The sequence below is a fragment of the Sphingobium phenoxybenzoativorans genome (assembly GCF_018286635.1).
Lineage (GTDB): Bacteria > Pseudomonadota > Alphaproteobacteria > Sphingomonadales > Sphingomonadaceae > Sphingobium > Sphingobium phenoxybenzoativorans.
The window spans coordinates 3,008,063-3,032,748 of sequence record NZ_CP073910.1 but is presented as its reverse complement, the minus strand read 5'-3'; the positions used below and the strand labels follow the sequence as shown (position 1 = coordinate 3,032,748).

Here is a 24,686-nt window from a genome sequence, read left to right as displayed (position 1 = left end):
ATCTATCCAGCTGATACCGACTGATCCGCGAGTGCCGTTTCAAGCGCGGCCACTACGGTCTCGACCGTGTCGGATGTCATCCCGACATAGAAGGGCAAGCCGATAGTGCGCGCCGCCAGATCCTCGGTTACGGGTAGCGGGCCTGCGGCATAAGATTTGAATGCCGGGAAGCGATGCACCCCGTCTTTCCACCAGCGTCTGGTCCCTATTCCATTCGCCGCGAGCTGATGACCGAGTTGCGGGAACGGTTTCGGCAATATGATATTGAACGACGAAGAGACCATGCCTTCCCTGATATTCGGCGCAAAGGCGATATCCGGCAAGCGGGCGGTAATCTGCTCAACATAGCCGTCGGCAATTGTCAGGAGAGTCTGACGAATTTCCGGCCAGGATGTCAAAGAATGCTGACCATAGGCGGCATGAATTTCGCTCAGCTTTGCATTTGTGCCTATTTGAGTGACTGGATCGTCATCAAAGATCCCGAAATTGCTCCAGGAAATCATTCGCCGGGTCATGTCTGCGTTGCTGGTAACGACCATTCCGCCTTCAATCGAGCTGACAAGCTTCGTGGCGTGCAGGCTGACCATCAGCGGTACGGGCAAATCCAGCCTTGTCTCAGCAAGTTTATGGACAAAATCGAATGAAGCGGCACCATCTACGAGGATTTGCATGCCTGTTCTCTCCTGAATATCGGACAGTTCAGGATAAGGGACCGTCGCACCGAATGGCGATACGATCAGACATGCCTTTATATTCTGGTCCGTCGCCATCTCCTCGATGACGTCCGGATCGATGGCCCAACTTTCCGGGTCAACATCAACGATGACGGGTTCGAGTCCTGCCTGCGCCACGGCGCAAGCCGATCCTATGAACGTCCAGGCAGGAACAAGGCATTTCGTCCCTGCCGGAAGATTCCAGGCCTGCATGGCGCCTATCAAGGCAGCCGTACCGGACGAATAGAGCGATATTTCCTGTACAGCACGATCACCTAGGGCTGCGGCGAATTGGGTGCGCAACATTCTTTCCTGCGGACCATGATTGGTATAGCAGCAAGCGTCATCAATCATGCGGATATGTGGCAACATGATATTCGCGTCCGCAACGCGCGGCTTGAGTACGGGAATGAAAGTCATGGGCGAACAGCCTTCAGATCAAGCCACGGTTCTGGCACCGGACGTTGAGCAGATCATACGTCCGATTGTCCAGCATTTTAGCGGCCGTCCCGTGACGCCAGAAGCAGTGCTCTGGCCGAATGCGGATGACTTGCCTCACCGGTTTCGTGCGTTGATGAACGGCATCGATTGGTCCCGTTTCACGGCGGCAAACCCATTGCGTCTTTTGGACCTGGGCTGTGGCCCTGGCTTCCTTCTGGATTATCTGTCGCACGCAGGCCTGATCGACAAGGTCGACTATACCGGTATCGATCTCAGTCCGGAAATATTGGCGGAAGCTGAGCGCCGTTGGCCGGAGCAGAAATTCCTGCTGCGTGATATCCGCAAAACCCCTTTTGCGGACGGGGTGTTCGACTATGCGATCCTCTGCGGCGTATTTACTGTCCGCTTCTCGCTGTCGAATGACGACATGCGTAAGCTTATGCTGGAAACGCTGGAGGCTACCTGGCCTTCGGTAAGGCAGGGGCTATCCTATAATGTCATGAGCAAACATGTGGACTGGGAACGCGAAGACCTGTTCCATCTTCCTTGCGACGAGGCGATAGACATAGCCCGTAAAAATCTTGGAACGCGACAAGTCCGGATCATGCACGATTATGGCCTCTATGAATATGCCTGTATCGTCTCTCGAGAGCCGTTGCGCGATGGCTCGCCATTGCCTGCAAACTGGTTCGGTGCTTCTTGATATGTTGAGAAAAACAGGAGTTCGGTCATTTCTCGCTAAGCTTTGGTCGGCATTTGAAGCCCGCCGGCAAACTCAAATTCCCGGATCTTGGCGCGAACATTATCCCGCTCGCTGTCACTATACCGCCGTCCCCCGAGTTCCGGTACAGGGGTTTCGAGAAATTCCTGAGCGAAGGCTGCATTGCTATTCTGGAATCGCGAGCGGAAATGCGCTGCCTCTCTGGCGTCCATCAGCAGGGCGGGCATGTCATCGTCGGCCAATATTTCAATCAACTGGCCCGCCAGGTCCGGCGGAAATGCTTTTCCGCGCCGTCCCGCAATGCGCATGGCCGTAAGCGCCAGAAACCCCAACGACGAGTTTGTGGATCGATTTTGTGGTGGCGTTTCCGTTTCGGGTAATGACAGCCCTGCCATTGTAAAGAGGCGCGTGACAGCGTCTCCGGCATTGGGATCATAGACTTGGCATTTCACTGCCCTGGGTCCGAAAACTGAGCGCCATGCCGATGCGATTTGGTAGAAATTGCCGTTAAAATGCCTGCTCGCAAAATCAGAGAATGAGCCGTGATAACGCCGTAATTTCACTAACTGATTATATTCCGATTCTGCCAACTCGTCCTGGGAGCGAACGAAATAGAGTATCTTGAAGCTAAGCGGTCGGCGGAAAGCATCGAAAAACTCTCTGACCTTTGTTGGATTGGCCAATTCGAGCTGTTCACTGCTGATAAGTACGGTTGATGCAGGCGAGTTTCCGATCTCTTCCCGAAGCGCGTGAAGTTCAGTCTCGGTGTTAGCTGGCGGCTTCATGTAGAAGGGCAGGTCGTCTATAAACGCTTTGCCAAAGACATCATGACCTTTGCCGTCGGAACCGCCCGCCGCTGCGGGGTAGAGCAGGCCTTCAGGCATGAGTTTGTTTCGAATGGATGCGAGATACCGCTGGATTGCGGTAGTCCCGGTTTTGCCGCCGCCGATATGGATTACAATGTGCATTTTGGCTTTCGCATAGTTGGAACCGTAGCGATATGCTCAGGGCATTACCGATTATGAAAAGGGATAGGCATCACCGCAGATAGACCGGACGTAATCTTGGAACACCCTATCAACACCCGATAAATCCTTTTGCATGAAGGCGTTATAGAATCTTTCGTGGGTAAAAAGGCGTGAGCGCTTGAAGTTCTCCTCAAACATGTAATGCAACATCACGACCTGATCTAATTCACCGGGTTGCAGGTCGTCCGCTTCAGGCCGATTGGGAAAATTGAAGCGCGCCGGCAGGGCGATGGTCGTCAATTCGAGGTCTGCGCATGAAAGGGCGACAGCTACCTGCGCGGCAAAATAGGGTTCGACAAATTGAGATGCGAGGGGGATCAGTTCCCGCTCCCTGGCATGCATTTGCTGCAATTTCTTGGGCGGTCCGACAAGAATGCCATAATTGATATAGAATGGCGCGAGCGGCCTATCGGCTGCAGCATATACTCGCGGGTCTTCCGGTGATCGGCCAAACAAATACGGGTGAGGCCGAGAAATATCCTTGCCGATCGTACCCAGCGCTACTCTGCGCCAGTCCTCCTCCGGATCGCCGCGTACCCCGTCAATCGGGAAGTGATAGTGCGCCATGACACCGCCGATGACGTCATCCCGAACGATCTGGGCAAGGACGTCGTCAAAAGGACGCATGAAGCACACGTCAGCATCGCAGATTACAGCCACATCGGCATCGGGCCGGATGTTATCGAAGCGATCGAAATGCTGTGCATTATAAGTGGGATTGGGGAGTTTGTCCGGATTCGACCAAATGATTTCCACGCCATCCAGATACGGCATCCAGCGTGGCGGTATTTCAGGTGTTTCCCATTCTCCAAGCGCTGCAACAAGGCGCGCGTCGGCATAGTGACCGCCCAGCGCCGCCAAACTTTGCTTCAAAAAAGCGATGTTGGAAAAAAAATGATCGTTCGCGCTTCCGGGAACCAGAAAATCAAGTTTCAGCATGGTCATCAATTAAGAGGCTCGCGATTGATCCTGGGCATCGTAGGACGAAGATTGATGGCAACTGGTCTACAGGGCTTTCTTTTAGAGCGCAAACTCAATGGCTTGCATTGAGTGTTTCAAGGTCTCGTTTTTGAAATGCGTGGAAAGCGCCTGTTCTCTGCAAGCATCTGCGGACTTTCCGGATGGCGAGAAGTTTCAAACAGACGTACGGTCCTGATCGGTGGGCGGCGTCATTATCGGCGGCGTTTTCAGTGGAGCAAAGCTGCGATGAGGCGCTGCAGAAATTTACGGAGAGTGGCCTTGGGGCAACAGTATGAACCGGATGGATATGGGCCAGCTTTGATGTTGCAAATCTTGGTTAACTCGCGCATCTGATCGCGTGCCGCAAACGGGTTCTTTCGCTCCTTTCCCGGTGCAAAAGTTAAGAAATTCAGGAATGCCATGAGCCGAAAGATAATCGATAAAATACGTGGAACCAGTCGGCTGTTTTTGGCGGTAGTGATCTTACCGACCGTGGTCGCCATGGTCTATTTTGGCATTTTCGCGTCAGACATTTATATTTCTGAATCGAAATTTGTGGTCCGTAGTCCGGACAAGCCATCGACAACCGGTTTGGGCGTGCTGTTGAAAAGCGCTGGCTTCACCAACGCTGGGGATGAAGTTTTTGCCGTTCAGAATTATTCTGAATCCCGCGATGCGCTTGCTGATTTGAATCGAACTGGCTTCGTTATGCGCGCTTATCAAAATGGTAGCGCGTTCTTTCTCGATAGATTCAATCCTTTCGGTTCGTACGCCTCATTCGAAGAATTATATAAATATTTTCAGAAAAAAATTTTGATTGAGCACGACGTTACATCATCGATTACTACGTTAACTGTGCGTGCGTTCACTGCTCGCGATGCCTACATTATTAACAAAGCTTTGCTTGATCGCTCCGAAGGAATGGTAAACAGGCTTAACGAACGTGGCAGGGCTGACTTGATCCGTTACGCCACTGTAGAGGTCAACGAAGCAAAGAAAAGGTCGGAACGGGCGACTTTGCTTCTGACTGACTTTCGCAGTCGCGAAGGGGTCATAGATCCTGAGAAGCAGGCAGCGGTGCAATTTCAGATGATTGCCAAATTGCAGGATGAACTGATCGCCACGCGGACACAGTTGATGCAGCTTCGGCAGTTCACTCCAATGAACCCGCAAATTCCAATTTTTGAATCGCGTGTGCAAGGCCTGTCTCGTGAAATCGATAAGGAGACCGGGAAAATAGTGGGTGCACGAAAATCGCTATCATCGTCGTCGGGCGAATATCAGCGCCTGTTGCTGGAAAGCCAATTTTCCGACAAGCAACTGGCATCTGCGATGGCTTCGTTGGAGGAAGCCAATAATGAAGCACGCCGCAAACAAGCTTATGTTGAGCGGATCGTGAAGCCCAATCTACCTGATGAGCCTCTGGAGCCGCGGAGGCTGCGAGGCATTCTAGCTACGTTTGCCCTAGGACTGGTTGCATGGGGTATCCTCAAAATGTTGTTCGCGGGCATAAGAGAGCATGGTGAGTGAATCGATCTCCGGCGAATGGCGAAAGCTTTCGCGTAGCTGGAAAGTGCAGAGGCGCGTTATTGGCGCCCTTCTGCTGCGGGAGATCATAACTCGCTACGGGCGTAACAATATAGGATTTCTTTGGCTTTTCATCGAGCCGATGTTATTTACGCTTGCCATCACGGCGTTATGGACTGCGACACGATCAGTTCACGGCTCCGACATTCCGATCGTTGCTTTCGCGCTAACGGGTTATTCATCCGTTCTGGTTTGGCGAAACATGCCCAATCGCTGCCTGAACGCCTTGAAGCCAAATGTTGCTCTGCTATTTCACCGGCAGGTTAAGATTATTGATGTTTACATATCGCGTGTCATGATCGAATGCGTCGCGGCCTCTACAAGCTTCGTGGTCTTGGGAATTCTATTCTGGTCTATCGACTGGTTGAAGCCCCCTGAGGATGCATTGCAGGTGCTTGGCGGGTGGATATTGCTAGTCTGGTTCGGCGCGGCATTCGGGATTTTCGTGGGCGCATTGTCCGAAGCATATGACATAGTTGAAAAACTGTGGCCTCCAATGTCCTACCTTATCTTTCCAATGTCGGGCGCTGCTTTCATAGCCGATGCCCTGCCGGAGCGGGTAAGGGATATTGTGCTATATCTTCCGATGCTGAACGGGATTGAATTTCTCCGTGAAGGATATTTTGGATCAAAGATGCATGCTCATTATGACATTCCCTATTTGCTGCTGTGCAATATTGGTTTGACATTATTGGCTTTTGGCCAGGTACGGCAGGTGGGCGTGCCGGTGAGTGAAGAATGATCAAACTTACAGGTATTTCGAAATACTATGAGGTGATGGGCGGTCGGCGGGCTGTGCTTGATAATATCAGCCTCTCCATATCGCCTGGCGAGCATGTCGGGGTGCTGGGCAGAAACGGCGCCGGAAAGTCTACACTAGTGCGGATCATCGGTGGGGCCGAACAACCAAGTTCCGGTCAGGTGGAGCGGGGAATGACTGTGTCTTGGCCGCTGGCGTTTACTGGCGGGTTTCAGCCGTCGCTCACCGGTGCGGATAATCTTCGATTCATCTGCCGGATTTATGATGTTGATTACGCTCAACGCGTAGCATTTGTGCAGGATTTCTCGGAACTCGGTCCATATCTGTACGAGCCAGTGGGTATATATTCATCCGGTATGCGCGCCCGTTTGGCCTTTGCGATTTCCATGACTATCGATTTCGATTGTTATCTGATCGATGAGGTGATTGCGGTTGGTGATGAATCTTTCCGCCAGAAATGCAGGGTAGAGCTTTTCGAAAAGCGAGCGGACAAGGCGATGATTGTTGTGTCGCACAGTCACCGCTATCTCAAAGGGACTTGCAGCCGTTTCCTTTTGCTCAGAGACAGCAAAGTCGAAGAATATACTGATTTTGATGAAGCCTACATGCAGTATAAGATGATGCTTGAAGGGCAGGATGCTGCAGCCTCTGCAACAACTACTCAATAGGAAGCTGCGTTCGTAACGCTCGTGCTATCCGGGCAATTGGGCCGATAAAACGGAAAGACTGTCATGGCCAAGATCGAGCGACACCCAGATGTTGCGGATTATATCGTCGAAATGACGCTGCCGGAAATCGAAGCGCGTCGCGGCATCGCTGATCTTTTCGAGAATGGCCAGATGGTCATTTTAAAGGATTACAGGCTCGCTTTTGATTTTGAAGCAATAGGTCGTCTTACCAAATCAACGGATCGTGTGCTTGATGGCAAAATACGTAAGGCACTCAAGAAATTACAGGCGCCTGTCTTTTTCCAAGGCGAAGCACCGATCGTCAAAGGCGGACGTCTTCTCTTCGCCGATCCTGTTCGTCAGGCGGTGTTTGATGTCCTCTGTAACGGGGACCGCGTCATATTTGACCGGGCAAGCCATGCGCTGGAATCTGCGCACGGCGAGATATTACGCATATTTGGTATCTGCTTCCCGGATTATGAGAGCTTTCGGTTCATTCCCAGTCTCCGCCTTACCCGGACGCTGTTTGAAAATCTGCATTGGGACAATCACTCGATTGATGATGATTTTCATCAGGCGCGGATATTCGTCAATCTTGATACCCGTCCGCGGATTTGGCACATCAGCCACCGCTTTATTGATTACATGCGGGGTGTCTATCGAGAACATGATCTCGGCCGATTCGCTGGAAAAGACCCGAATCTGATGCTGAGCTATATTAATGGCGATGTGCTGGGTGGAACGACCAAAACTTGGATGGAAGCCTTGCCCAAGCACCGTATTGCTTTCGATTCTGGGGAGCTTTGGCTGGGTGAATCCAGAATGATCTCCCACCAGATTTTCTATGGCGAAAGTGCAATGGTGTATATGTGGTTTGTCAAGGCGGCTTCAATGTCGAATGCCGATAACCGTTTCAACGCAAGAATAGAAAATCTGCATGAGTTGATGGCCGCGGAAGACCGAGAGGTTGTTTCAGTTTCCTGATTGGATGTAGCCGATGCAATCGCTCTGGAAAATCTGGAATGCTTTTAGTCAGCCGTTTCATGAATTGAAATTCACTCTTGGAATCTCTGGCAGAAGAATTCCTCGCCCTTTCAGAGCTTGTCTCTGATAACTACGGCATCTGCTTCGAGTGTTCTACGCAGATCGGCGGTCATGATCTCTTCATAGCCGTCAAAGAACCAAGCAATGGCGCCGTCTATTGCGGCGTCTAGGAGACCTGTGCGCGGGTGGGTGTAGACAGGAGTGCCAATTGCTGATTCTATCGGCTTTCCGAGGAGGAGAGCGGCCGTGGTGCAGCGTTCGATTGGTCAGGAGCGATTTGGGTTTTCAGGGCCGGAGCGCAAGACGTCATCGCTCGATACGCTGGTATCGCTGATTGATTGGCACGCGGTCGCGGCTCTTCTCGATCCGCTTTATCCGGCCTCCAAAGGGGAGCCCGCCTGGCCGCCTCTGGCAATGTTCAAAGCGCTCCTGTTGTCGATCTGGTATGATCTGTCCGATGTGAAGTTGGCTGAGGCCCTGGACGACCGGGCCTCATTTCGCCGCTTCTGTGGGTTTTCCGCGAATGAGGCGACGCCAGAGCGTACCGCGTTTGTCAGATTCCGTCGACTGCTGGTCGCGCACCAACTTGACCGATCGCTGTTTGAAACCGTGACCATGCAGCTCAAGGCCAAGGCGGTGACGGTCAAGACCGGGACACTGGTCGATGCCACCATCATTGCCTCGGCCAGTGAAGACGATGATGATGCGCGCTGGGTAAAGCACAAAAGAAAACGGGCTGTTCACGGCTTTAAGGCTCACGTGGGCGCCGATGCCGATACCGCGTTGGTCGAGGAAGTCTCCGTCACCTCAGCCAATATCAATGACGGTAAGGCAGGTCCCGGTGCCTTGCCCGACAATCCCGGCGAGGTGTTTGCCGACAGCGCCTATCGCGGCAATCACTTTTGTGATGCCGTGCTGGCAAAGGGCGGCATTCCCCGGATCGTCGCCACCGGCATGTGGGGTCGCGACGAAGCTGAAACGCTCCGCAAGCTCCATGAATGGAATAAACCGATCCATCGCGTGCGCGCCCGCATCGAGAAGATCTTCGGTACATGGAAGCGATGCTACGGCCTGCGCCGAATGCGATGGCGAGGCCTCGCCAAAGCCGCCGTCCAAGTCCACCTCACCGCCATCGCCTACAACCTCAAGCGCACGATGAATATTCTCTCCGTTCCAGCATAATATCGCCTCCGACCGCAAAGCGCAGGCCGGATCGATAACTCATCGAATATATGCGCGATTTCATAGCTCCACACCCACCCGCGCACAGGTCTCCTAGAGCTGGAGACCCGCAAAAACCGGGTAATTTCGGGCTGGCGTGATGACGTCGAGGCTGCGCGGCGCACCAAGGGCATCGTTCGGACCGATTTCCAAGATACCTGGCGTTGATTTCGCCGTTTTTGCCGGCTTGCAGACAGAGTCAGCCTGCGGTTTCTCGGCGCTCGTGGAAGATCAGGCGATTGAAGTTGTAGGCCAGGTTGCAAAGGGTCAGTTTCGCCTCAGCGCGGGCCAGGCCGATGGTGCGGATAAACAGGTTGAACCGGTTCTTCTGATGCGCAAAGACATGCTCAACATGCGCACGGATGGAGGATTTGACGGCATTGGCCCGTGCGGTTGCCTTCGACATCGGCTTGCCCATGGGTTTGCGCCGATGAATTCGGGACGTGAGCATCTGATCCGACAACCACTTCTCGTTGCGCTTGGATCGATAGGCACTGTCAGCCCAGACCTCGGAACTGGTATTGTCCGTGCTGACGACCTGCCGGAGAAGACGCCCGTCCGCTGCTGACGCCGAAGTCACCGCCATGCCTCGGATGAAGCCGAAGCGTCGGTCGATGCTGATGTGGGATTTGTAGCCGAAGACCGGCAGGGCGATCATGGGGAGCGGCGTCCCATCCGCCCGATACCGGACCTTCCCGCCGACTTTGAGAGTCCAGCGGGCGTCGGTATCTTTCTGCGCTGCCTTGTTCGGTTCGTCCGGCGGGACTGTCAGGATTTCCGTGTGTGGGCGGGCATAATGGGCAAGAAGGAGTCCCACTATGTCCCGACGCAAGGAGCCGGTAATTCCGGCTGATTTACTGGATCAACTTCTGGCTGGCGGCGATGCCACGGCAGCCCTTCAGCAGGGTGGCCTTCTGGATTCGCTGAAGAAGGCGCTGGCCGAACGCGCCCTCAATGCTGAGATGGATCATCATCTTGGGCACGGCGACCAGGCCGGCAACAACCGTAATGGCTATGGCCGCAAGACGGTGGTCACGGACACCGGCAAGATCGAGATCGAGGTACCCCGCGATCGGCAGGGCAGCTTTGATCCGCAACTGATCGCCAAGTACCAGCGCCGGTTCCCCGGCTTCGACGACAAGATCGTGTCGATGTACGCGCGCGGCATGAGCACGCGGGAGATCACCGGGCATCTGCGCGAGCTATACGGCATCGACGTTTCGCCGGACCTCATATCGACCGTCACCGACGCCGTGCTCGAGGAGGTCGCCGCCTGGCAGGCCCGCCCGCTCGATCCGGCCTATCCGCTGGTTTTCTTCGACGCCATTCGGGTTGTCATCGGTCGTGCAATTCTCCGCAAAAGTGGGCTTTGAAAATTCCCTAGTTGGTGGCCCCTTCATCTCATTCTGCCGGGGCTAGCCCCGGCAGAATGAGATGAGCCGACATTGTCCTCATCTCCTTTGCAGACACGGAGACGGGGCCGATGATCCGACTTGGAGAATTGATGATGATCCTCGAACTACATCGGCAGGGCGTATCGATATCCGCCATTGCCCGACGCACTGGTCGCGACCCCAAAACCATCCGAAAATATATCGAACGGGGCATCGAGGCCCCGGTTTACGGCCCTCGCATGCTGGGGCGACCGAACAAACTGGCACCCTATCTGGAATTTTTGCGTGAGCGAGTGACGGCCTTTCCCGATCTGACGGCGGCGCGTCTGACGCGGGAAATCCGTGAGCTGGGGTATATGGGCGCCTATACCGCGGTAAAGCGGTTCCTGGCAGCGATCCGGCCGGAAAACGGCCCTAAGCCCTTTGAGGTTCGGTTCGAGACGCCGCCTGGCGTGCAGGCACAGGTCGACTTTGCCCGGTTCGTCGTCGAATTTACCGATGAGCCCGGCGTCAGCCGGATCGTCTGGCTGTTCAGCCTGGTGCTGGGACATTCGCGCTTCCTGTTTGCGCGCTACGTCATGCATCAGGATCTCCAAAGCCTGTTGCGCTGTCATATGCAGGCCTTTGAAGCGCTCGGCGGCGTCCCGATCGAGATCCTCTACGATCGCATGAAAACCGCTGTGACCGGGGAAGACGATCAGGGCCACATCATCTACAATCGATCATTGCTGGCTCTGGCCGGGCATTATCGCTTCGTGCCGCGCGCCTGCCGTCCCTATCGGGCCAAGACCAAGGGAAAGGTCGAGCGGCCATTCAGCTATATCCGCAAAGACTTCTTCCTGGGCCGGAGCTTCCGCAATCTGGACGATCTCAATGTCCAGCTGATCGACTGGCTCGATACCGTCGCCAACGTCCGTGTCCACGGCACGACGCAGCGGATTATTGCTGAAGCCTTCGCCGCCGAGCAGCCTGAGTTGCAGCTGCTTCCGGCGGGCCGCTTTGACGCTGTTCTGAAGCTGGAGCGCCGCGTCAGCCACGATGGGATGGTCTCGGTCGGCGGCAATTACTACAGCGTTCCCGATCGCACCCGGCGCGTCGTCGAAATCCAGCAGTTGCCCGACAAGATCCGGATCGTAGACCTGGGCCAGGTCATTGCCGAGCACCCGGTTCTTGAGGGGCGCCGACAGTACAGGATCGATCCTACGCATCGGACAGGCGGCAGCGGCGCCAAGCGCCGTATCCATGGCAAAGAGGTAATCGCCATCGGTCGTATAGGCCAGCATGTCGCTGTGCGCTCCCTGGCCATCTATCAGGCGATCGGCAGCCAACTGGCGCGGGGAGAACGGCCATGAACCATGGGGGTGCCGCATCCCGCGTCGATAATATCCGCCGCAGCCTGGTCCATCTTAAAATGCCACGCGCCCTGGAGATGCTCGACGCCACCCTGCGCGGCATAGAGCAGGGCAAAATCGATGGCATCGAGGCCATCGACATATTGCTGAACGAAGAACTGTCGCTCCGGGAGAACCGCAGGATCAAGGCGGCCCTGCGCATGGCAAGGCTGCCGATCATCAAGACTCTGGACGGATATGACTTCTCCTTCCAGCCATCGCTCGACCGGAACCGCATCCTGGCGCTCGCTGGCCTGGACTTCATCAACCGGGCCGAGGTGGTGCATCTGTTGGGTCCTCCCGGTACCGGGAAAAGCCATATCGCCACTGCCCTTGCTGTCGAGGCCGTGAAGGCGGGCAAGAGCGTCTACTTCATCCCGCTCGCCGATCTGATCGCTTCACTGACCAAGGCGGAACGGGAGGGCACGCTGCGCGAGAGGATCCGCTTCCTATGCCGATCCTCCCTGCTCGTCGTAGATGAGATCGGGTATCTTCCCGTCACGCCCGGGGGCGGCAATCTCTTCTTCCAGCTCGTCAACGCCCGATATGAAAAGGGTGCCATGATCCTGACGTCCAACCGCGGCTTCGCCGAATGGGGTGATGTCTTTGGCGATCCGGTGGTGGCCACCGCGCTGCTCGACCGCCTTCTTCACCACGCTGTCGTCATCCAGATCGAGGGCTCCAGCTATCGCATGCGACAGCACGCCGACCTCCTGCCCGAGCATGCGCGCATGGCAACGTCCATCAACCCACCGCCCTTGCCGAAACGGCGCGGCCGCCCGCCAGCAAAGGAAAAGCCCGATCTCCATCACGGCTGATCACCGAAACAAACCCTCCCGCCAAACTAGGGAATTTTAGATGCCCACTTTTGCGGAATCTTCGGCGCCCGTTGACACGGGTCAAGATCCGCGATGAGGGCATGGTCCGCAACAAGGCGATCCACATCGCGCTGGGTGTGCTGGCCGATGGCACCAAGGTCGTTCTGGGCCTGTGGATCGAGCAGAACGAAGGCGCCAAATTCTGGCTGCGCGTCATGAACGAGCTGAAGAACCGTGGCGTCGAGGACATCATGCTGGCCGTTGTCGATGGCCTCAAGGGCTTCCCTGACGCAATCACCGCCGTGTTCCCAGAAGCCGTGGTCCAAACGTGCATCGTCCATCTGCTGCGCAACTCAATGGACTTCGTCTCCTGGAAGGACCGCAAGCCGCTGGCCACGGCACTGAAGGGCATTTACCGCGCCGTCGACGCCAAGGCCGCCGAGGAAGCACTCACGGCCTTCGAGGACAGCGAATGGGGGCGGCGCTACCCTGCAATCGGCCAGAGCTGGCGGCGGGCGTGGAGTGAAGTTATTCCCTTCTTCGCCTTCCCCGACGAGGTCCGCAGGATCGTCTACACCACGAATGCCATTGAGGCCCTGAATGCCCAGCTCCGGCGGGCGGTCAGAGCCAGAGGACACTTTCCCAACGACGAGGCCGCGACCAAGTTGCTCTATCTGATCTTGAACAGATCCGAGAAAGAGTGGAAAATGCCGCCGCGTGAGTGGTCCATGGCCAAGGCCCAGTTCGCCGTCCTGTTCGGCGAACGCTTCATCAAGGCCATGGCGGCGTAATGTTTAACCGCCCGCCCACACACGGAAATCCTGACAGTCCCCGTCCGGCCAGATATCCCTGGCGCTCTTGCCCGACTTGATCGCTTCGCGTTCGCCCTCGGTGTTCCGCTGTCTTGGCGCAGGCACCAGCGAGGCATCCACGATCTGCCCGGACATCGGGATGTAGCCCTTCTTCTGGAGTTGCCAGTCAAAGGCCTTCATCACACGCTTGAGCGTTCCCGTCTCGGTCAGGCGATTGCGAAAATGCCGGATCGTGTTCTCGTCCGGCGTTCGATCCCCGAGCGACAGCCCCAGAAACCGCAGCCAACTAAGCCGATCCCGGATCATGAATTCCATCCGAGCGTCTGACAGATTATGCTGCGCCTGCAGGATCAGCGCCTTGAACATCATCACCGGATCGAATGGTGGGCGGCCGCCTTTGCTACCATCGCCATAGCCAAGCCCTTCAACCAGCCACGCCCGGAAATACTCGAAATCCACTGTCTCCTGCAAAACCTCGAGCGGATCGCCTTCCTTGCTCAATGCATCAAGGTGTTCGCTCAAACTGAACAGAGACTTGGGATCCATAGCTCACTCCGTGATCGCGCGCCTTCAATGAATCACCATAGCCGTCCAAACGCTACCGGTTTTTGCGGGTCTCCAGCTTGGTGATGCGTTTTCTGAAGCGGATCGTCCATTCCCTGATGCTGTAGAATACACGCCATGCAACAATGCTAACCGGTTCCGCTTGGCCTGTCAGCGGAAAGCGCTCTCATGACCAATTTGTCATGAACGCAGCCCCAGAGCCGACTTAGGATATGGACCGATAGTTGATGGGGATACAGAAAGGCAGAAGTTTAATCTGACGGCGGTGTAACTTTTATTATGGGATGCCCTGGAGAATAGGCTTTAAAAATATCGGAAAACAGCCTGTCATAATAATCATCTTTGTAGAAGATATAATTCAGGCCGCCAATCCGGCGTCGTTGATAAGCCTCGATCTGCTCTACCGTGAATTTAACTTTACGATTTACGCGTAACTGATCCCAAGAGAATCGCCATCCAAGATCTTGCATTATATTTATAATTTCTAGGTTTTTGGGATTGTCGAAATTTATTTCGATCAAGATTGTTTTGAGCTGAGGCTCGCGAAGCGTTGCCATCATTCCTGCGACCACGCGATGCTCTAGGCCATCAACATCGATTTTTATGTGGTCGGGGATGGGGATGCCATCTGCTACCAGGCTATCGACCCGGCGTCCGATGCAACCCTGCGGCCGGCGGTTATCCTTGCTGACTTTCCAGTCCGGCGCGAACTCCTTGTCCTCTGCCCAAGAATTTTCCTCAAAATCGTGATAGGCAATACCCAGGCCGAAATCGCTCAGGAGGAGCCTGTCAGCTTTGTCGATATCGCTCAATGCCAACCCGTAAGCGAGAACCTGATTGTGAAGATCATTCACATAAATATTCTTGTTCAGTTCAGCATAATTTAAAGATTCTGGTTCGAACGATATGACTTTGGCGTCACGCATGACCGCCGCGTAGATTGTATACATACCGACATTTGCGCCAATATCGTAAAGGGTCTGACCTCTTTTAAAACTATCGATCCAGGCGAGAGTTATGGGTTCTTTTGTAAAGAGACTTCTGATCCTCTTGGCGCTTGAAGATCCAGTCGTTACATAGCGCATTGTTTTTCCGATATGCGTAATCTCTGCATAGTCGAGATCGATCCATTTCGTCTTTACATGGTGTCTTGTATTCTCCTGTGAAACATTGCTTGGTGCAACAGAAGCATTTTCTAGCCTCTTTGGCTCGTAACCGAGAAGGGAAAACAGGTTTTTAAGCATGGTGATGTGTTGCCTTGTTCGGATTTTCAGCTCAGCAGGCAGATAGCTGATCAGATTAGCCCATCATTTTACGGGCCTTCAACTCCGCATTAGCTTTATCGAGAAGATCTTGCGGAACGGGTTGGGTGCTTACCCACTGGCAGAATCTCGCCATGCCCTGCTCCAGGGAAACTTCCGGGGTAAAGCCGACAATATTCTGCAATCGGGAGATATCAGCGAAATTGTGGCGTATGTCGCCTACGCGATATTGCGCCGAAACATGAGGTTCTATCGAAGAGTCCATCAAACGACATAGAAGCTGCGCCACCGCCATAATGGAAGTAGGTTTTCCCATGCCAGCATTTACCACGTGCCCCGACGGCATTTCTCCTTCGGCGCATCGAATAACTGCGTTCGCGATATCCTGAACGTGCACAAAATCGCGGGTTTCGTGGCCATCCTCAAAGATCGGTAGCGGCAGGCCTAAACGAATCCGCGTGGAGAAAATTGAGAGAATGCCAGTGTAGGGATTGCTAAGCGATTGTCCTTCCCCGTACACATTCTGGAAGCGCAATATGGCATGTGAAATACCTAATGAGGAACAACCAATCCGTACCAGATCTTCTTGAGCCAGCTTTGTCGCCGCATATATTGAAGCAGGTGCAAGTTTATCGTCCTCACGGGTGGCTGTCGGCGTGACTGTTCCTTGACACGTCGTGCAACGCGGTTCCCAGTCATGGGATGCAAGTTGCTCCGGTGAGCGAGGGGAGGGGAAGCATCGCTTACCTTCAGCAGAGCAGTTGCGGCACAAGTAAGCGCCCTCGCCATATACCGAACGACTGGAGGCGAGAATTACTTTGCTCACCCGATGACGATGATTGGCCAGAATGTCGAACAGCAGAGCGGTCGCCTGTACGTTGACGCCGTAATAGCGCTCTATTTCGTACATGGATTGTCCGGTGCCGGTCTCAGCCGCAAGATGAACGACAATGTCGACACCATCGAGGCTATTTTGCATATCCTGGCGAGACGTCACATCTCCCTTGACGAACTCAGCTTCTGGGTTTGGCTTGTAGGATGCTTCTGTACCATGGATCTGCGGCGATAGATTATCAATGATCTTGACTACATAGCCTGCCTTTATTGCTTCGGCAGCCAAGTGTGTACCGATAAAGCCGGCGCCGCCGGTTATAAGCATTGATTTCATAATATGGATCCGAAAACTTAGGATTTTACAAGAATGATGTGAAAATCTTTATGGTTAGGCGTATGCTCAATGGAATAGCTAGCGTAACCGAGATTTCGGACAGCGAAATCTGCCAACGATTGGAAATTGACGTTGTCATAATAGTGAACATGGATCGATTCTTTGCGATCCATTGCTGCGCTTACTCGAGGACTATCGGCATCCTGCCTCAAATGCCGCATATAATGAGAGAGAGATGGTTCCCAGATAGCCCGCTCATACTCGTTTATCCATTCATGCATGTCGCTGCGAGACTGAACTGAATCCTTCGTACCCCCCAGATCAGGAATGACGCAGAGGAGTTGCCCGCCTGGTGCCAGTTTTCTCGCCCAACGCTCAAGGTGGCCAATCGGGTTAGCAAGGTGCTCGAAAACGTGGCTGGAGAAAATGAAATCAAGGGAGGAGTCTGCCACAGGAATATCGGAAGCATCTCCAACGATATAATTGTCCCACAGTTCGGGCTTCACAGGATATTTTCCGCCGCTATTGTATAAGCGATTCCATTCTGCCGGCGGCATCTGCTCCACATAGGAAACGGACACGCCAGAACCGGGCATTATCTGTGGCTGCGCGCCGGGGCCAATTTCTACACCTGTGCCGCGTGCTGCATCAAATAGCGACTTTCGAGACAATACCCTGTGATTAGCCAGGAAAACAGCGTCGCTCTCTTTTCCGTGCATTTCAATGACGATGTCGATCTTATCGTGAGCGCCTCTCGGCCAAGGCAGGTGCACCGGATTTTCCGTACAATCGATCCTAATCTTATTGAGTATCTTGTCCGTTTTATGATCTCGTACAGACACAGTCAGATGAGGCTGGGTGACCTCGCTTGCCATTGCTCCTGAGCGCCAATTAGCCGGGTGAAAAAAGGGACGTTTCGGACATTCCTCTTTATTGAGGTCTTGGGCAAACCAGCCGCAAGTATCGGGCCAAGACCGCAGGCTATGGAATCTGAGTGCATCCGGAATGCGGATCGAGGCATTATACGGCAAACGAAGCCCGCGCCAATTGTTGCCAGCTATACGCCCGATCGTAAGAGCTACATCGCCAGTCGTAACCAGATTGCGATCACCCCTTCGAAACATGTCATAAAGATTCAATTGCGGTTGTCCTTTGAAGCAAGCCGTGCGCTTGGTGTGGCATTGTCATGCAAGTGCCGCGCCCCTGATTGGAGGAGCCCTCTTTAGAATATTTCTATTTGTCAGTTAAACTCCAAATCCAAGCTAACGATGAGCCTAATCGTCATTTTCATCCAATGCGACATCGATCATTGTGTACCAGACTTCGAGTCCGGTTGGATGGATATTGGCATGTGTGTCAGTTAGGTCATCTGCAGCACCGATCATTTCCTCATCGGGTTCTCGTATCGCGTGCAATGCAGCGCGCGCATTCTCTCGATAGATTTTTCTCAATGGTTCTGCATTGGGCTCGTTCCAGTCATGAAGCTGGTTAGCAGTGGCAAACATGGCCCGTGCGGCGCGTTCTACGATGTTCATACCCGCACCTGTATGCGATCCATAAGCAATGAGGAAGGCTATCTTCGGAGCGAAAACCTGTCGTCGTGTAAGCTGCGCCGGCCATCACGCTTCAAGTCTTTTTGGGCAGCTTAATGTTTTCTATCATAGCGTTCAGATTGGTCTCAAGGTGGATTGGGCTGTCTTGGGGAAGCGCTTCTCATGGACTACCATCCAATACAGAGCCGAAGGACGGGATCTATATGGTCAGGCAACTTGCTCTTCTTAATCTTGCGCGCAAAATTAAGAAGAGGTCAATGAAAAGCATATTGACGTGGTTCTTGATCGCGATAGGCACGCTCATGTCGTCAGCACATGCGCAAGCTGTCAAACCATTTTCTCCTAAGCTCATAAAAAAGCTTGCTGATTTCGGCGCGGTGGGAGACGGCATATCTGATGACACCAATGCTTTGAAACTAGCGCTATCGCAGTCGGGTCGCTATTGTCTGGATGGTCAAAACCGGACTTACAGGGTGTCAGGAACGTTACGGGTCACAAACAGCTTGTGTCTCAGTCGCGCGACCCTCAGTCAATCGCTTGAGCCATTCGATCCCAGTCCCTACATTTCGGGGAAGTGTCCGGCCACTGGTAATCCCTTTATTATTGTGGATTGTGGCGATGCTAACGTGCCTGACGACAAGTTTGGTATCCTGCGTCAATCGCTCGCCTTACGCACCCTATTTATTAAACCTGCAAAGCCGGGTGATGTTCTGGCAGTAAACCTTGATCGTGTGAAAATTGATCGTGGCCCTTACCCGGATGCGGGTTCACGGCAGGACGCTGCTGGGATATGGCTTGACGGCGCCGAAAGAGTTGATTTCAGGAATGTCGAGATAAGTGGCGGCGGCAAGGGTTATGGCCTGCTTTTGATCCGGTCGCGCAATATAACTCTTGTCGGGCTCCATATTCATGACATTGTCTGGACACCCTATAAAGGGGATACAGCGCTAAAGCTGGCCGAGGTTGAGGCGGCAGGGTGGAATGCGGTTCCTATCCGCGAATTTCGCACTGCCGGGTCCGCCGAAGGAGCGACCCAGAACAAATTCTACGGCGTGAGGGTCCAAGAACAGGTCACCTGCGCCTTTCTTGCGGATGTAACGCATGTCGTGATCAGGAATGCGCGCATATCCCGATGTATGGCGCGATTCGACGTGGGCGACGTGCCTTGGCAGGCGGATGGTTTGGATATCGGTCGATCGTCCAGTGACATTCTTGTCACTGGTAAAACTAGTATCGATTCAACATGGGAGGGCGTGGATGTCGTTGCCAGCGGGGAAGGGGTAGATGGTTTGGCGTTGGATGGAATCTTGGTCTCCAACAGCTTCAGCTACGGGCTAAAGTTGGGATATAAGCTCTCTCGTGCAAAGGTCAGGGCGCCAGTCATCAGCGGAGCCGGCCTGGCAGGAATTCTAGTTTACGGACCTGTGCGGGATGTAAGCATCGCCAATGCTGATATTCGCGGGATGGGGAGCCTGACTGTTGCAGGAGCAAGGTTGCAACCATGGGCATCGCAAACCCGCGTGGGCGTTTGTCTTGACGAAGGCTCAAGGGGAACCGAAGCTGAAGGTAGAACGCCCACTCAAATATCCATCAGCAATGTTACTGTTGGCGGCGCCATAAAATCAGGAAGCTACGAATATGGCTTCTCAAATCACGGCGCTACCAATGTTCGAGTTTCGCATGTGCAAGCTTCTGATTTTCGCAGAGAAGCACTCCGCGGATTTTGAAGCTCTCGGCAATATGGCCAGCAGAAAATATATTAGCGAAAAAATCGATGCAGTAAATATTACTTGTTGATATTAGTCTGAGTTTGGACTGAGTGATATTGCGAGACTGGTTATTGCAAGCTCAAACCGGTCCATCTTCACTAGTGGGTGGATTGTTTTAGCAGGATTTGGCGCTGCAATTACTATGATACCGGTTTTGTCTGCCAAAAGCTTGTTGAGCACGCCGGTCGGTATAACGTCACCATGAACTCCGGGTACGACAACGTCATTATTTACCCCAATACCGTTTTCCTCAAGCATTTGACGCACCTGAGTCATCAGCGGGTCACGTCCGACCAGGGTGATTTCAGAATCAGTCTGGGCGAGAAATTCCAGATCGCGCGCCACGGTCCGTTGAATGGCGGCGTCGACGCTTTCAGCTGGCGGCAGTGGCTGCAACAGAGTCAGAGATGTTGCCGACGCCGTTGGGGGCTCCCGGAAAAAACAAGTGCGTAGCCGTGGGATGATCGGCACGTATTTAATTGTCTCATGATAAGGAAAGCCGAGCTTTTCCATCAACTCAATCAACGATTCATGGGCGAGCCAGACCGAATTTGAGTTTCCGATGCCGGAACGTGGTCCCCTGCGCATTCCGTTTACTTTTTCTCGGGTGTCACCTGGCTCGGCAAAATCCACCGCTTTTAGTTTCAATCCCCGATATTCGATGGTGAATTCACGGCCAAAATATGGAGAGAATTTCGAATCCCGGCGTTCTTCCTCATTTTTGGGGGCGTGTCCGGTATCAACATAAACAAAGCTTTTTGCATATTTGCAGCATCGTTCGATCATCTCTACTGGGTTCTCGAGATGATAGAGAATTCCTGCATTGAAGATGCCGTCTACTTCGCGAAACGCGCTCTCATTGTTTACGTTATCGACTGAGAAGTGAGTCTTTTTGAAATCGACAATAGCCTTAAGCACATTGGCGCGGTCTATCCCATCTGCTCGACCTTCTACACCATAGACGGTGCTTCCCATCTGCGACAGCCCAAGCGTCGTTGTCCCCTCGCTGCATCCAAGATCAAGAAAGCTGCAATCTTCCCAAGGTTTCGTTCTTATCCTGTTAAAATTCTTCAAAAACTCAACAGGTCTTTTATCTGGGGTGGTTATGAAATCTGGATAATATGTTCCATCAGGCATGGTAAGGGAAAATTTATTATGCGGAATACCTAGCTTATATATCGCTGATACTGGAGTCGGCATGATAATTTCCCATTATTGTTAAATGACAGATTTTATATTCAGGTATATTTGAAATGCAGAAATCATTCTTTATCTAAGCCGATCTCGTCGCATTCTACGTCGACAAGTTGCTGAGCTTGGATCAAGAAGGCATCCGTTGATAGATTGCTCGATGCACGGGCAGTAGCCGTAGGACGGAGAATGTGTGGCGCCTCTGCTTTGAGGCCTGCTGGGGCATTCGTAATATGTCTTTCGCTTGCATAATGCATGAATAGACGCATCACGTGAGATACGCCATCCTCCAGCACGTTGCGCAAGTCATCTGCATAATATGCGCCACGGTTATACGATCCCGTAATTATTTCGTAAGAGGGGAAGTAATGCACATGATCATATCTGCACCGCAACGCTTCCGCAGCGACCCGCAGTACCGATTTCGAGTAGGTCGTTGCGGAAAGAACATGAGCGCCGGGTTCGGCTGTCGCCATAAGTGGAACTGGGGATACCGTCAGTATGATTTGGGCCTTGGGGTTCACTCGCGCGAGATGGACTAGGAATGTTGAAAGATCCTGTATGACATCTTCGGTAGTCTGATTGTAGAATTGGTGACGCGATGGATCAAAAGTTCCACCCTCAACACCTGGACAGATGGGAAATACCGCGCCGTCTCGCATGGAGCGCCAACATTCGGTCAGGCCGAGCGTAAAGACAAAGACGTCAAGCGTTTCAAACATGTATCGAACGGCGGCCAGATGTTGCGCACGATCTGCGCGCATTTCTGCCTCTGATATAAATCCGCCCGGTTGAGATGAAGGACGAAATGGATCGAGAAAAACATCGTCTGCCTCTCTCCAGACGTCTTCCTGAGGGGTGAAGAGCCCATAAGCTCGTTGGAACAACTGCAGCAATTGTCGTGCTGTGTAAATATTGCCGTATCTCGCCGAATATAAACCGTAGTTGTTCTGGACTCTAGATGCCTCGGACAAAATGGGATGGCCTGGTTCCGTTACATAATAACAGAATCCGGAATTCCTAAGGTAGCGTGCAATATGTTGTGCGAAACAACTTCCGGCCGTTGCAACCTTGGTTTCTTGCTCAATCCTGATGTTGAACTCACCTACAGGATCAACCTCTCTCCGGTCGGGTCTGGCAACGGATCGCTTCCAGAAGGCCTTGTCGGGAAGAGATTTGTAAGGATGTTCGTTCATCGTGCTTCATTCTATATGTTAGATTGCGGACTGCTCAAAGGGCTTCGATTTGCTGAAGGACCAACTCGCCATATCTGGCATTTGCATGAGTGATGTCGTCGGCATAATATTCCGGTTTGAGATACCCATTGTTGGTGATTGCTTGCTGCGGCGGAAAAAGCCATTTCGCGCCAATCTTTTGACACCAAATCTCGATGCGTTGCATTTCGAGGGTCCAGAGCCTTAGGCGGATATGGGCGTCGTTAATTAGGGCCTCATTCAAGGGGCGGCCACGATATTTTTTGGTACATTTGGCCATAAATGAATTGTCTTCTTTGGGTGGTGGGGTCGCCAGAAGATACGTGGGGCATGATCCGGCCTTGATCAGTTTCTCGATACTCTGGTTGGAATTGATAATGAGGTCGAATTCGTCGCGGATTGCATTGTACGGTATTACAGCGATGTCGTCACTTGCGTAAATATCATCTCCATCTTTTAGTAGAAAATCAAATGGAGTATCGTGTTTCAATAAACCTACAATATTATGATATGTCCCAATTATCGATATTGTAATTATATCATTTACACCTAAATTTGAGATTATATCAATGGCCTCAATTTCTGTAATATCGCCTCTTTCCGATTCTTTTGATTTATTCTTAAGCCAATAAATTTCTAAAATACTTTTATTGTATTCGCGTAGTGAAACTGCCTGAGATAGCGCCATCGTGTGGCTATTGCCGAAGCAGACTATTTTTCGCAAAGCCTGTCTCCATTCGGGATTTGATTAATCGGCACGTTAGGAAACGATGTCTTCTATCTGACGTAAAATCAGATCACCATATCTGCGGTTCGCGTGGGTTGCGTCGTTTGCATAGTATTCCGTTCTGAGAAATCCTTCCCCGGTGCACGACTGGGCGGGCGGTACCATAATTCCGATACCGAGCTTGTTGCAAAGGGTGCTGAGTATTTCGTTCTGCATTTGCCAAGTTCTTAGACGTAATGCTGGTGGTGAAACACCAAGCGAGCCTATTTCCGCATTGGAAAAGTGCGTCTCATGATTGTTCAATATGTAATCGCTATCGATCTTCGGGGGAGGCGGCAGAATATGGTAGAGTTGCGCAGAAGTGGCCTTCCTTAATGCCTGCAATGTCACTCCATCCCGGCCATGTACCCCGGATGTCAAATGCGTCCTGATCACGCGCTCGGGTATGAGTTCTACATCGCGATCATGCTCTATGATGCTGCTTCCGCCATAGAAAAAATCAAATGGAACTGGATGTTGTATGGTACTGAATATAGCATATTGGTTGCCGCCAACCATAGAAAATACATAATCCTTAGATTTTAATCTTCTTATTTTCCTCAGCGCACTGGAAAATTCTATATCGCCAAACTTTTTTCCGTTCTTTATCTTAGAAATTCTGTATATTTTCATATATTTGATTTTTAATTTTTGTTCTTTTGAAGAAAAAGCACGAAACACAGCGTTGGTATGACTATCCCCGAGCAATATGATCCGGGGATTTTTCGATAGGGAAAATACCCACTCGTGCCATACGTGTCGAAGGTACGAATATACTTCCTGCATCCTCATGCTGTAATCACCGGCTTAAGCGATTTTACGAGCGTGTCGATCGCTTTCATCTGGGTCAGATAGGGTTCCAGAGCATTCAATGGCAGGGCGCAGGGGCCATCGCATAGCGCCTTTTCCGGGTCAGGATGCGCTTCGAGAAAAAGCCCGGCAATGCCCAGAGCCAAGCCGCTACGGGCGAGGGCGGTGGCCTGTGCCCGCCTACCGTCGGCACTGTCGCTCCGCCCGCCTGGTTTCTGAAGCGCATGCGTCGCGTCGAAAACGACAGGAGCCATCGGTTTCATAATGTCCATGCCCAGCATATCGACTACCAGATTATTATATCCGAACGAGCTGCCCCGCTCGCACAGAATAATCCGCTCATTCCCTGCTTCACGGAATTTGGTGATGATATGCCGCATTTCTTCCGGGGCCAAAAATTGAGGTTTCTTGATATTGATGGCCGAACCGGTCTTAGCCATCGCCGTGACAAGGTCTGTCTGTCTGGCAAGGAAGGCGGGAAGTTGGATGATATCCGCTACCTCGGCGGCGGGAGCGGCCTGATGAGGCTCATGGACGTCTGTGAGAACCGGCACACCAAACCGGGCCTTCACTTCAGCCAATATCTCTAGCCCCTTGTCCAGACCCGGACCGCGGAATGATGTGATCGATGATCTGTTCGCCTTGTCGAAGGAGGCCTTAAAGACGTACGGAATACCAAGCTTTTTTGTGATCTCCACGAACTGCGCTGCGACTTTTAGCACTATCTCGCGTCCTTCAATGACGTTCATCCCTCCGATGAGGACGAATGGCCGATCATTGGCGAATTCAATGTCTGCGCCGATATTCACTAGAGCAGGCAAATTACGTTCC

At 52.7% G+C, this 24,686-nt stretch carries 23 protein-coding genes and 2 pseudogenes; 11 read left to right on the top strand and 14 right to left on the bottom strand.

Translation table 11 applies throughout. The features are described from left to right. Positions 1-2: 2 nt before the first annotated feature. Positions 3-1,133, bottom strand: coding sequence for a DegT/DnrJ/EryC1/StrS family aminotransferase (locus KFK14_RS15050; RefSeq protein ID WP_212608209.1), 1,131 nt, complete (start codon positions 1,131-1,133; stop codon positions 3-5). Here KFK14_RS15050 and KFK14_RS15045 point away from each other — a divergent pair. Continuing rightward, positions 1,132-1,857: a class I SAM-dependent methyltransferase gene (locus tag KFK14_RS15045; RefSeq protein WP_212608208.1), complete on the top strand. Its 726-nt coding sequence runs from the start codon at positions 1,132-1,134 to the stop codon at positions 1,855-1,857. The two genes, KFK14_RS15050 and KFK14_RS15045, sit on opposite strands and share 2 nt — an antisense overlap. Positions 1,858-1,892: 35 nt before the next feature. On the opposite strand, the gene KFK14_RS15040 is transcribed toward KFK14_RS15045, so the two are convergent. Beyond that, complete coding sequence (locus KFK14_RS15040) at positions 1,893-2,843, bottom strand: hypothetical protein (protein ID WP_212608207.1); 951 nt, start codon at positions 2,841-2,843, stop codon at positions 1,893-1,895. A 51-nt stretch (positions 2,844-2,894) separates the two neighbouring features. Further along, positions 2,895-3,848: a hypothetical protein gene (locus tag KFK14_RS15035; RefSeq protein ID WP_212608206.1), complete on the bottom strand. Its 954-nt coding sequence runs from the start codon at positions 3,846-3,848 to the stop codon at positions 2,895-2,897. A gap of 435 nt (positions 3,849-4,283) precedes the next feature. On the opposite strand from KFK14_RS15035, the gene KFK14_RS15030 reads away from it, so the two are divergent. The 5 genes from KFK14_RS15030 to KFK14_RS15010 all read left to right on the top strand — a co-directional run bounded on the left by KFK14_RS15030 (position 4,284) and on the right by KFK14_RS15010 (position 9,104). Further along, the gene (locus tag KFK14_RS15030; protein ID WP_212608205.1) at positions 4,284-5,393 is read left to right on the top strand and encodes a KpsE/RkpR family capsule polysaccharide export protein; all 1,110 of its coding nucleotides are present in this window, start codon (positions 4,284-4,286) and stop codon (positions 5,391-5,393) included. After that, the gene (locus tag KFK14_RS15025) at positions 5,383-6,192 is read left to right on the top strand and encodes an ABC transporter permease (protein ID WP_212608204.1); all 810 of its coding nucleotides are present in this window, start codon (positions 5,383-5,385) and stop codon (positions 6,190-6,192) included. The genes KFK14_RS15030 and KFK14_RS15025 overlap by 11 nt, the downstream gene beginning before the upstream one ends. Further along, the gene (locus tag KFK14_RS15020; RefSeq protein WP_212608203.1) at positions 6,189-6,878 is read left to right on the top strand and encodes an ABC transporter ATP-binding protein; all 690 of its coding nucleotides are present in this window, start codon (positions 6,189-6,191) and stop codon (positions 6,876-6,878) included. The genes KFK14_RS15025 and KFK14_RS15020 overlap by 4 nt, the downstream gene beginning before the upstream one ends. Before the next feature lie 63 nt (positions 6,879-6,941). After that, entirely contained in the window at positions 6,942-7,862 is a 921-nt protein-coding gene (locus tag KFK14_RS15015; protein ID WP_212608202.1) for a hypothetical protein, read from the top strand. A 306-nt stretch (positions 7,863-8,168) separates the two neighbouring features. Next, positions 8,169-9,104, top strand: a complete 936-nt coding sequence (locus tag KFK14_RS15010) for an IS5 family transposase (protein WP_212608201.1) — start codon at positions 8,169-8,171, stop codon at positions 9,102-9,104. A gap of 238 nt (positions 9,105-9,342) precedes the next feature. Here the strand turns inward: KFK14_RS15010 and KFK14_RS15005 are convergent, their stop codons facing one another. Then, complete coding sequence (locus KFK14_RS15005; RefSeq protein ID WP_212608200.1) at positions 9,343-9,801, bottom strand: transposase; 459 nt, start codon at positions 9,799-9,801, stop codon at positions 9,343-9,345. A gap of 160 nt (positions 9,802-9,961) precedes the next feature. Between KFK14_RS15005 and KFK14_RS15000 the strand changes: the two are divergent. The 4 genes and pseudogenes from KFK14_RS15000 to KFK14_RS14985 all read left to right on the top strand — a co-directional run. Continuing rightward, positions 9,962-10,483: pseudogene (locus KFK14_RS15000) on the top strand (transposase); the annotation flags it as partial. 143 nt (positions 10,484-10,626) lie between these two features. Further along, positions 10,627-11,889: an IS21 family transposase gene (gene istA / locus KFK14_RS14995; RefSeq protein WP_212608199.1), complete on the top strand. Its 1,263-nt coding sequence runs from the start codon at positions 10,627-10,629 to the stop codon at positions 11,887-11,889. Continuing rightward, positions 11,886-12,746, top strand: a complete 861-nt coding sequence (gene istB / locus KFK14_RS14990) for an IS21-like element helper ATPase IstB (RefSeq protein ID WP_212608198.1) — start codon at positions 11,886-11,888, stop codon at positions 12,744-12,746. The genes istA and istB overlap by 4 nt, the downstream gene beginning before the upstream one ends. A 77-nt stretch (positions 12,747-12,823) precedes the next feature. Further along, positions 12,824-13,537 (top strand): annotated as a pseudogene (locus tag KFK14_RS14985) (IS256 family transposase); the annotation flags it as partial. Between the two features lie 3 nt (positions 13,538-13,540). Here the strand turns inward: KFK14_RS14985 and KFK14_RS14980 are convergent. From KFK14_RS14980 to KFK14_RS14960, 5 genes are all read right to left on the bottom strand, one after another. Further along, on the bottom strand, positions 13,541-14,104 hold the full coding sequence (locus tag KFK14_RS14980; RefSeq protein ID WP_212608197.1) for a transposase: 564 nt from the start codon (positions 14,102-14,104) through the stop codon (positions 13,541-13,543). Positions 14,105-14,373: 269 nt separating this feature from the next. Then, a complete protein-coding gene (locus tag KFK14_RS14975) occupies positions 14,374-15,366 on the bottom strand; it encodes an FkbM family methyltransferase (RefSeq protein ID WP_212608196.1) in 993 nt (330 codons plus the stop codon). 55 nt (positions 15,367-15,421) lie between these two features. Next, entirely contained in the window at positions 15,422-16,552 is a 1,131-nt protein-coding gene (locus KFK14_RS14970; protein WP_212608195.1) for an NAD-dependent epimerase/dehydratase family protein, read from the bottom strand. Positions 16,553-16,569: 17 nt separating this feature from the next. Then, positions 16,570-17,691 (bottom strand): class I SAM-dependent methyltransferase, encoded by a 1,122-nt coding sequence (locus tag KFK14_RS14965; RefSeq protein WP_212608194.1) that lies wholly within the window; start codon positions 17,689-17,691, stop codon positions 16,570-16,572. Between the two features lie 135 nt (positions 17,692-17,826). After that, positions 17,827-18,087 (bottom strand): hypothetical protein, encoded by a 261-nt coding sequence (locus KFK14_RS14960; RefSeq protein WP_212608193.1) that lies wholly within the window; start codon positions 18,085-18,087, stop codon positions 17,827-17,829. Between the two features lie 275 nt (positions 18,088-18,362). On the opposite strand from KFK14_RS14960, the gene KFK14_RS14955 reads away from it, so the two are divergent. After that, the gene (locus KFK14_RS14955) at positions 18,363-19,832 is read left to right on the top strand and encodes a right-handed parallel beta-helix repeat-containing protein (protein WP_212608192.1); all 1,470 of its coding nucleotides are present in this window, start codon (positions 18,363-18,365) and stop codon (positions 19,830-19,832) included. 72 nt (positions 19,833-19,904) lie between these two features. Here the strand turns inward: KFK14_RS14955 and KFK14_RS14950 are convergent, their stop codons facing one another. The 5 genes from KFK14_RS14950 to kdsA form a co-directional block, all read right to left on the bottom strand. Further along, positions 19,905-21,074 carry a class I SAM-dependent methyltransferase gene (locus KFK14_RS14950; RefSeq protein WP_212608191.1) on the bottom strand — a complete coding sequence of 390 codons (1,170 nt, stop codon included), beginning with the start codon at positions 21,072-21,074 and terminating at the stop codon, positions 19,905-19,907. 62 nt (positions 21,075-21,136) lie between these two features. Further along, positions 21,137-22,261 (bottom strand): GSCFA domain-containing protein, encoded by a 1,125-nt coding sequence (locus KFK14_RS14945; protein WP_212608190.1) that lies wholly within the window; start codon positions 22,259-22,261, stop codon positions 21,137-21,139. A 34-nt stretch (positions 22,262-22,295) separates the two neighbouring features. Beyond that, positions 22,296-23,003 (bottom strand): hypothetical protein, encoded by a 708-nt coding sequence (locus KFK14_RS14940; RefSeq protein WP_212608189.1) that lies wholly within the window; start codon positions 23,001-23,003, stop codon positions 22,296-22,298. A gap of 36 nt (positions 23,004-23,039) precedes the next feature. Then, on the bottom strand, positions 23,040-23,753 hold the full coding sequence (locus KFK14_RS14935) for a hypothetical protein (protein ID WP_212608188.1): 714 nt from the start codon (positions 23,751-23,753) through the stop codon (positions 23,040-23,042). An 80-nt stretch (positions 23,754-23,833) separates the two neighbouring features. Continuing rightward, positions 23,834-24,676, bottom strand: a complete 843-nt coding sequence (kdsA, locus tag KFK14_RS14930) for a 3-deoxy-8-phosphooctulonate synthase (RefSeq protein WP_212608187.1) — start codon at positions 24,674-24,676, stop codon at positions 23,834-23,836. Between the last annotated feature and the right edge of the window lie 10 nt (positions 24,677-24,686).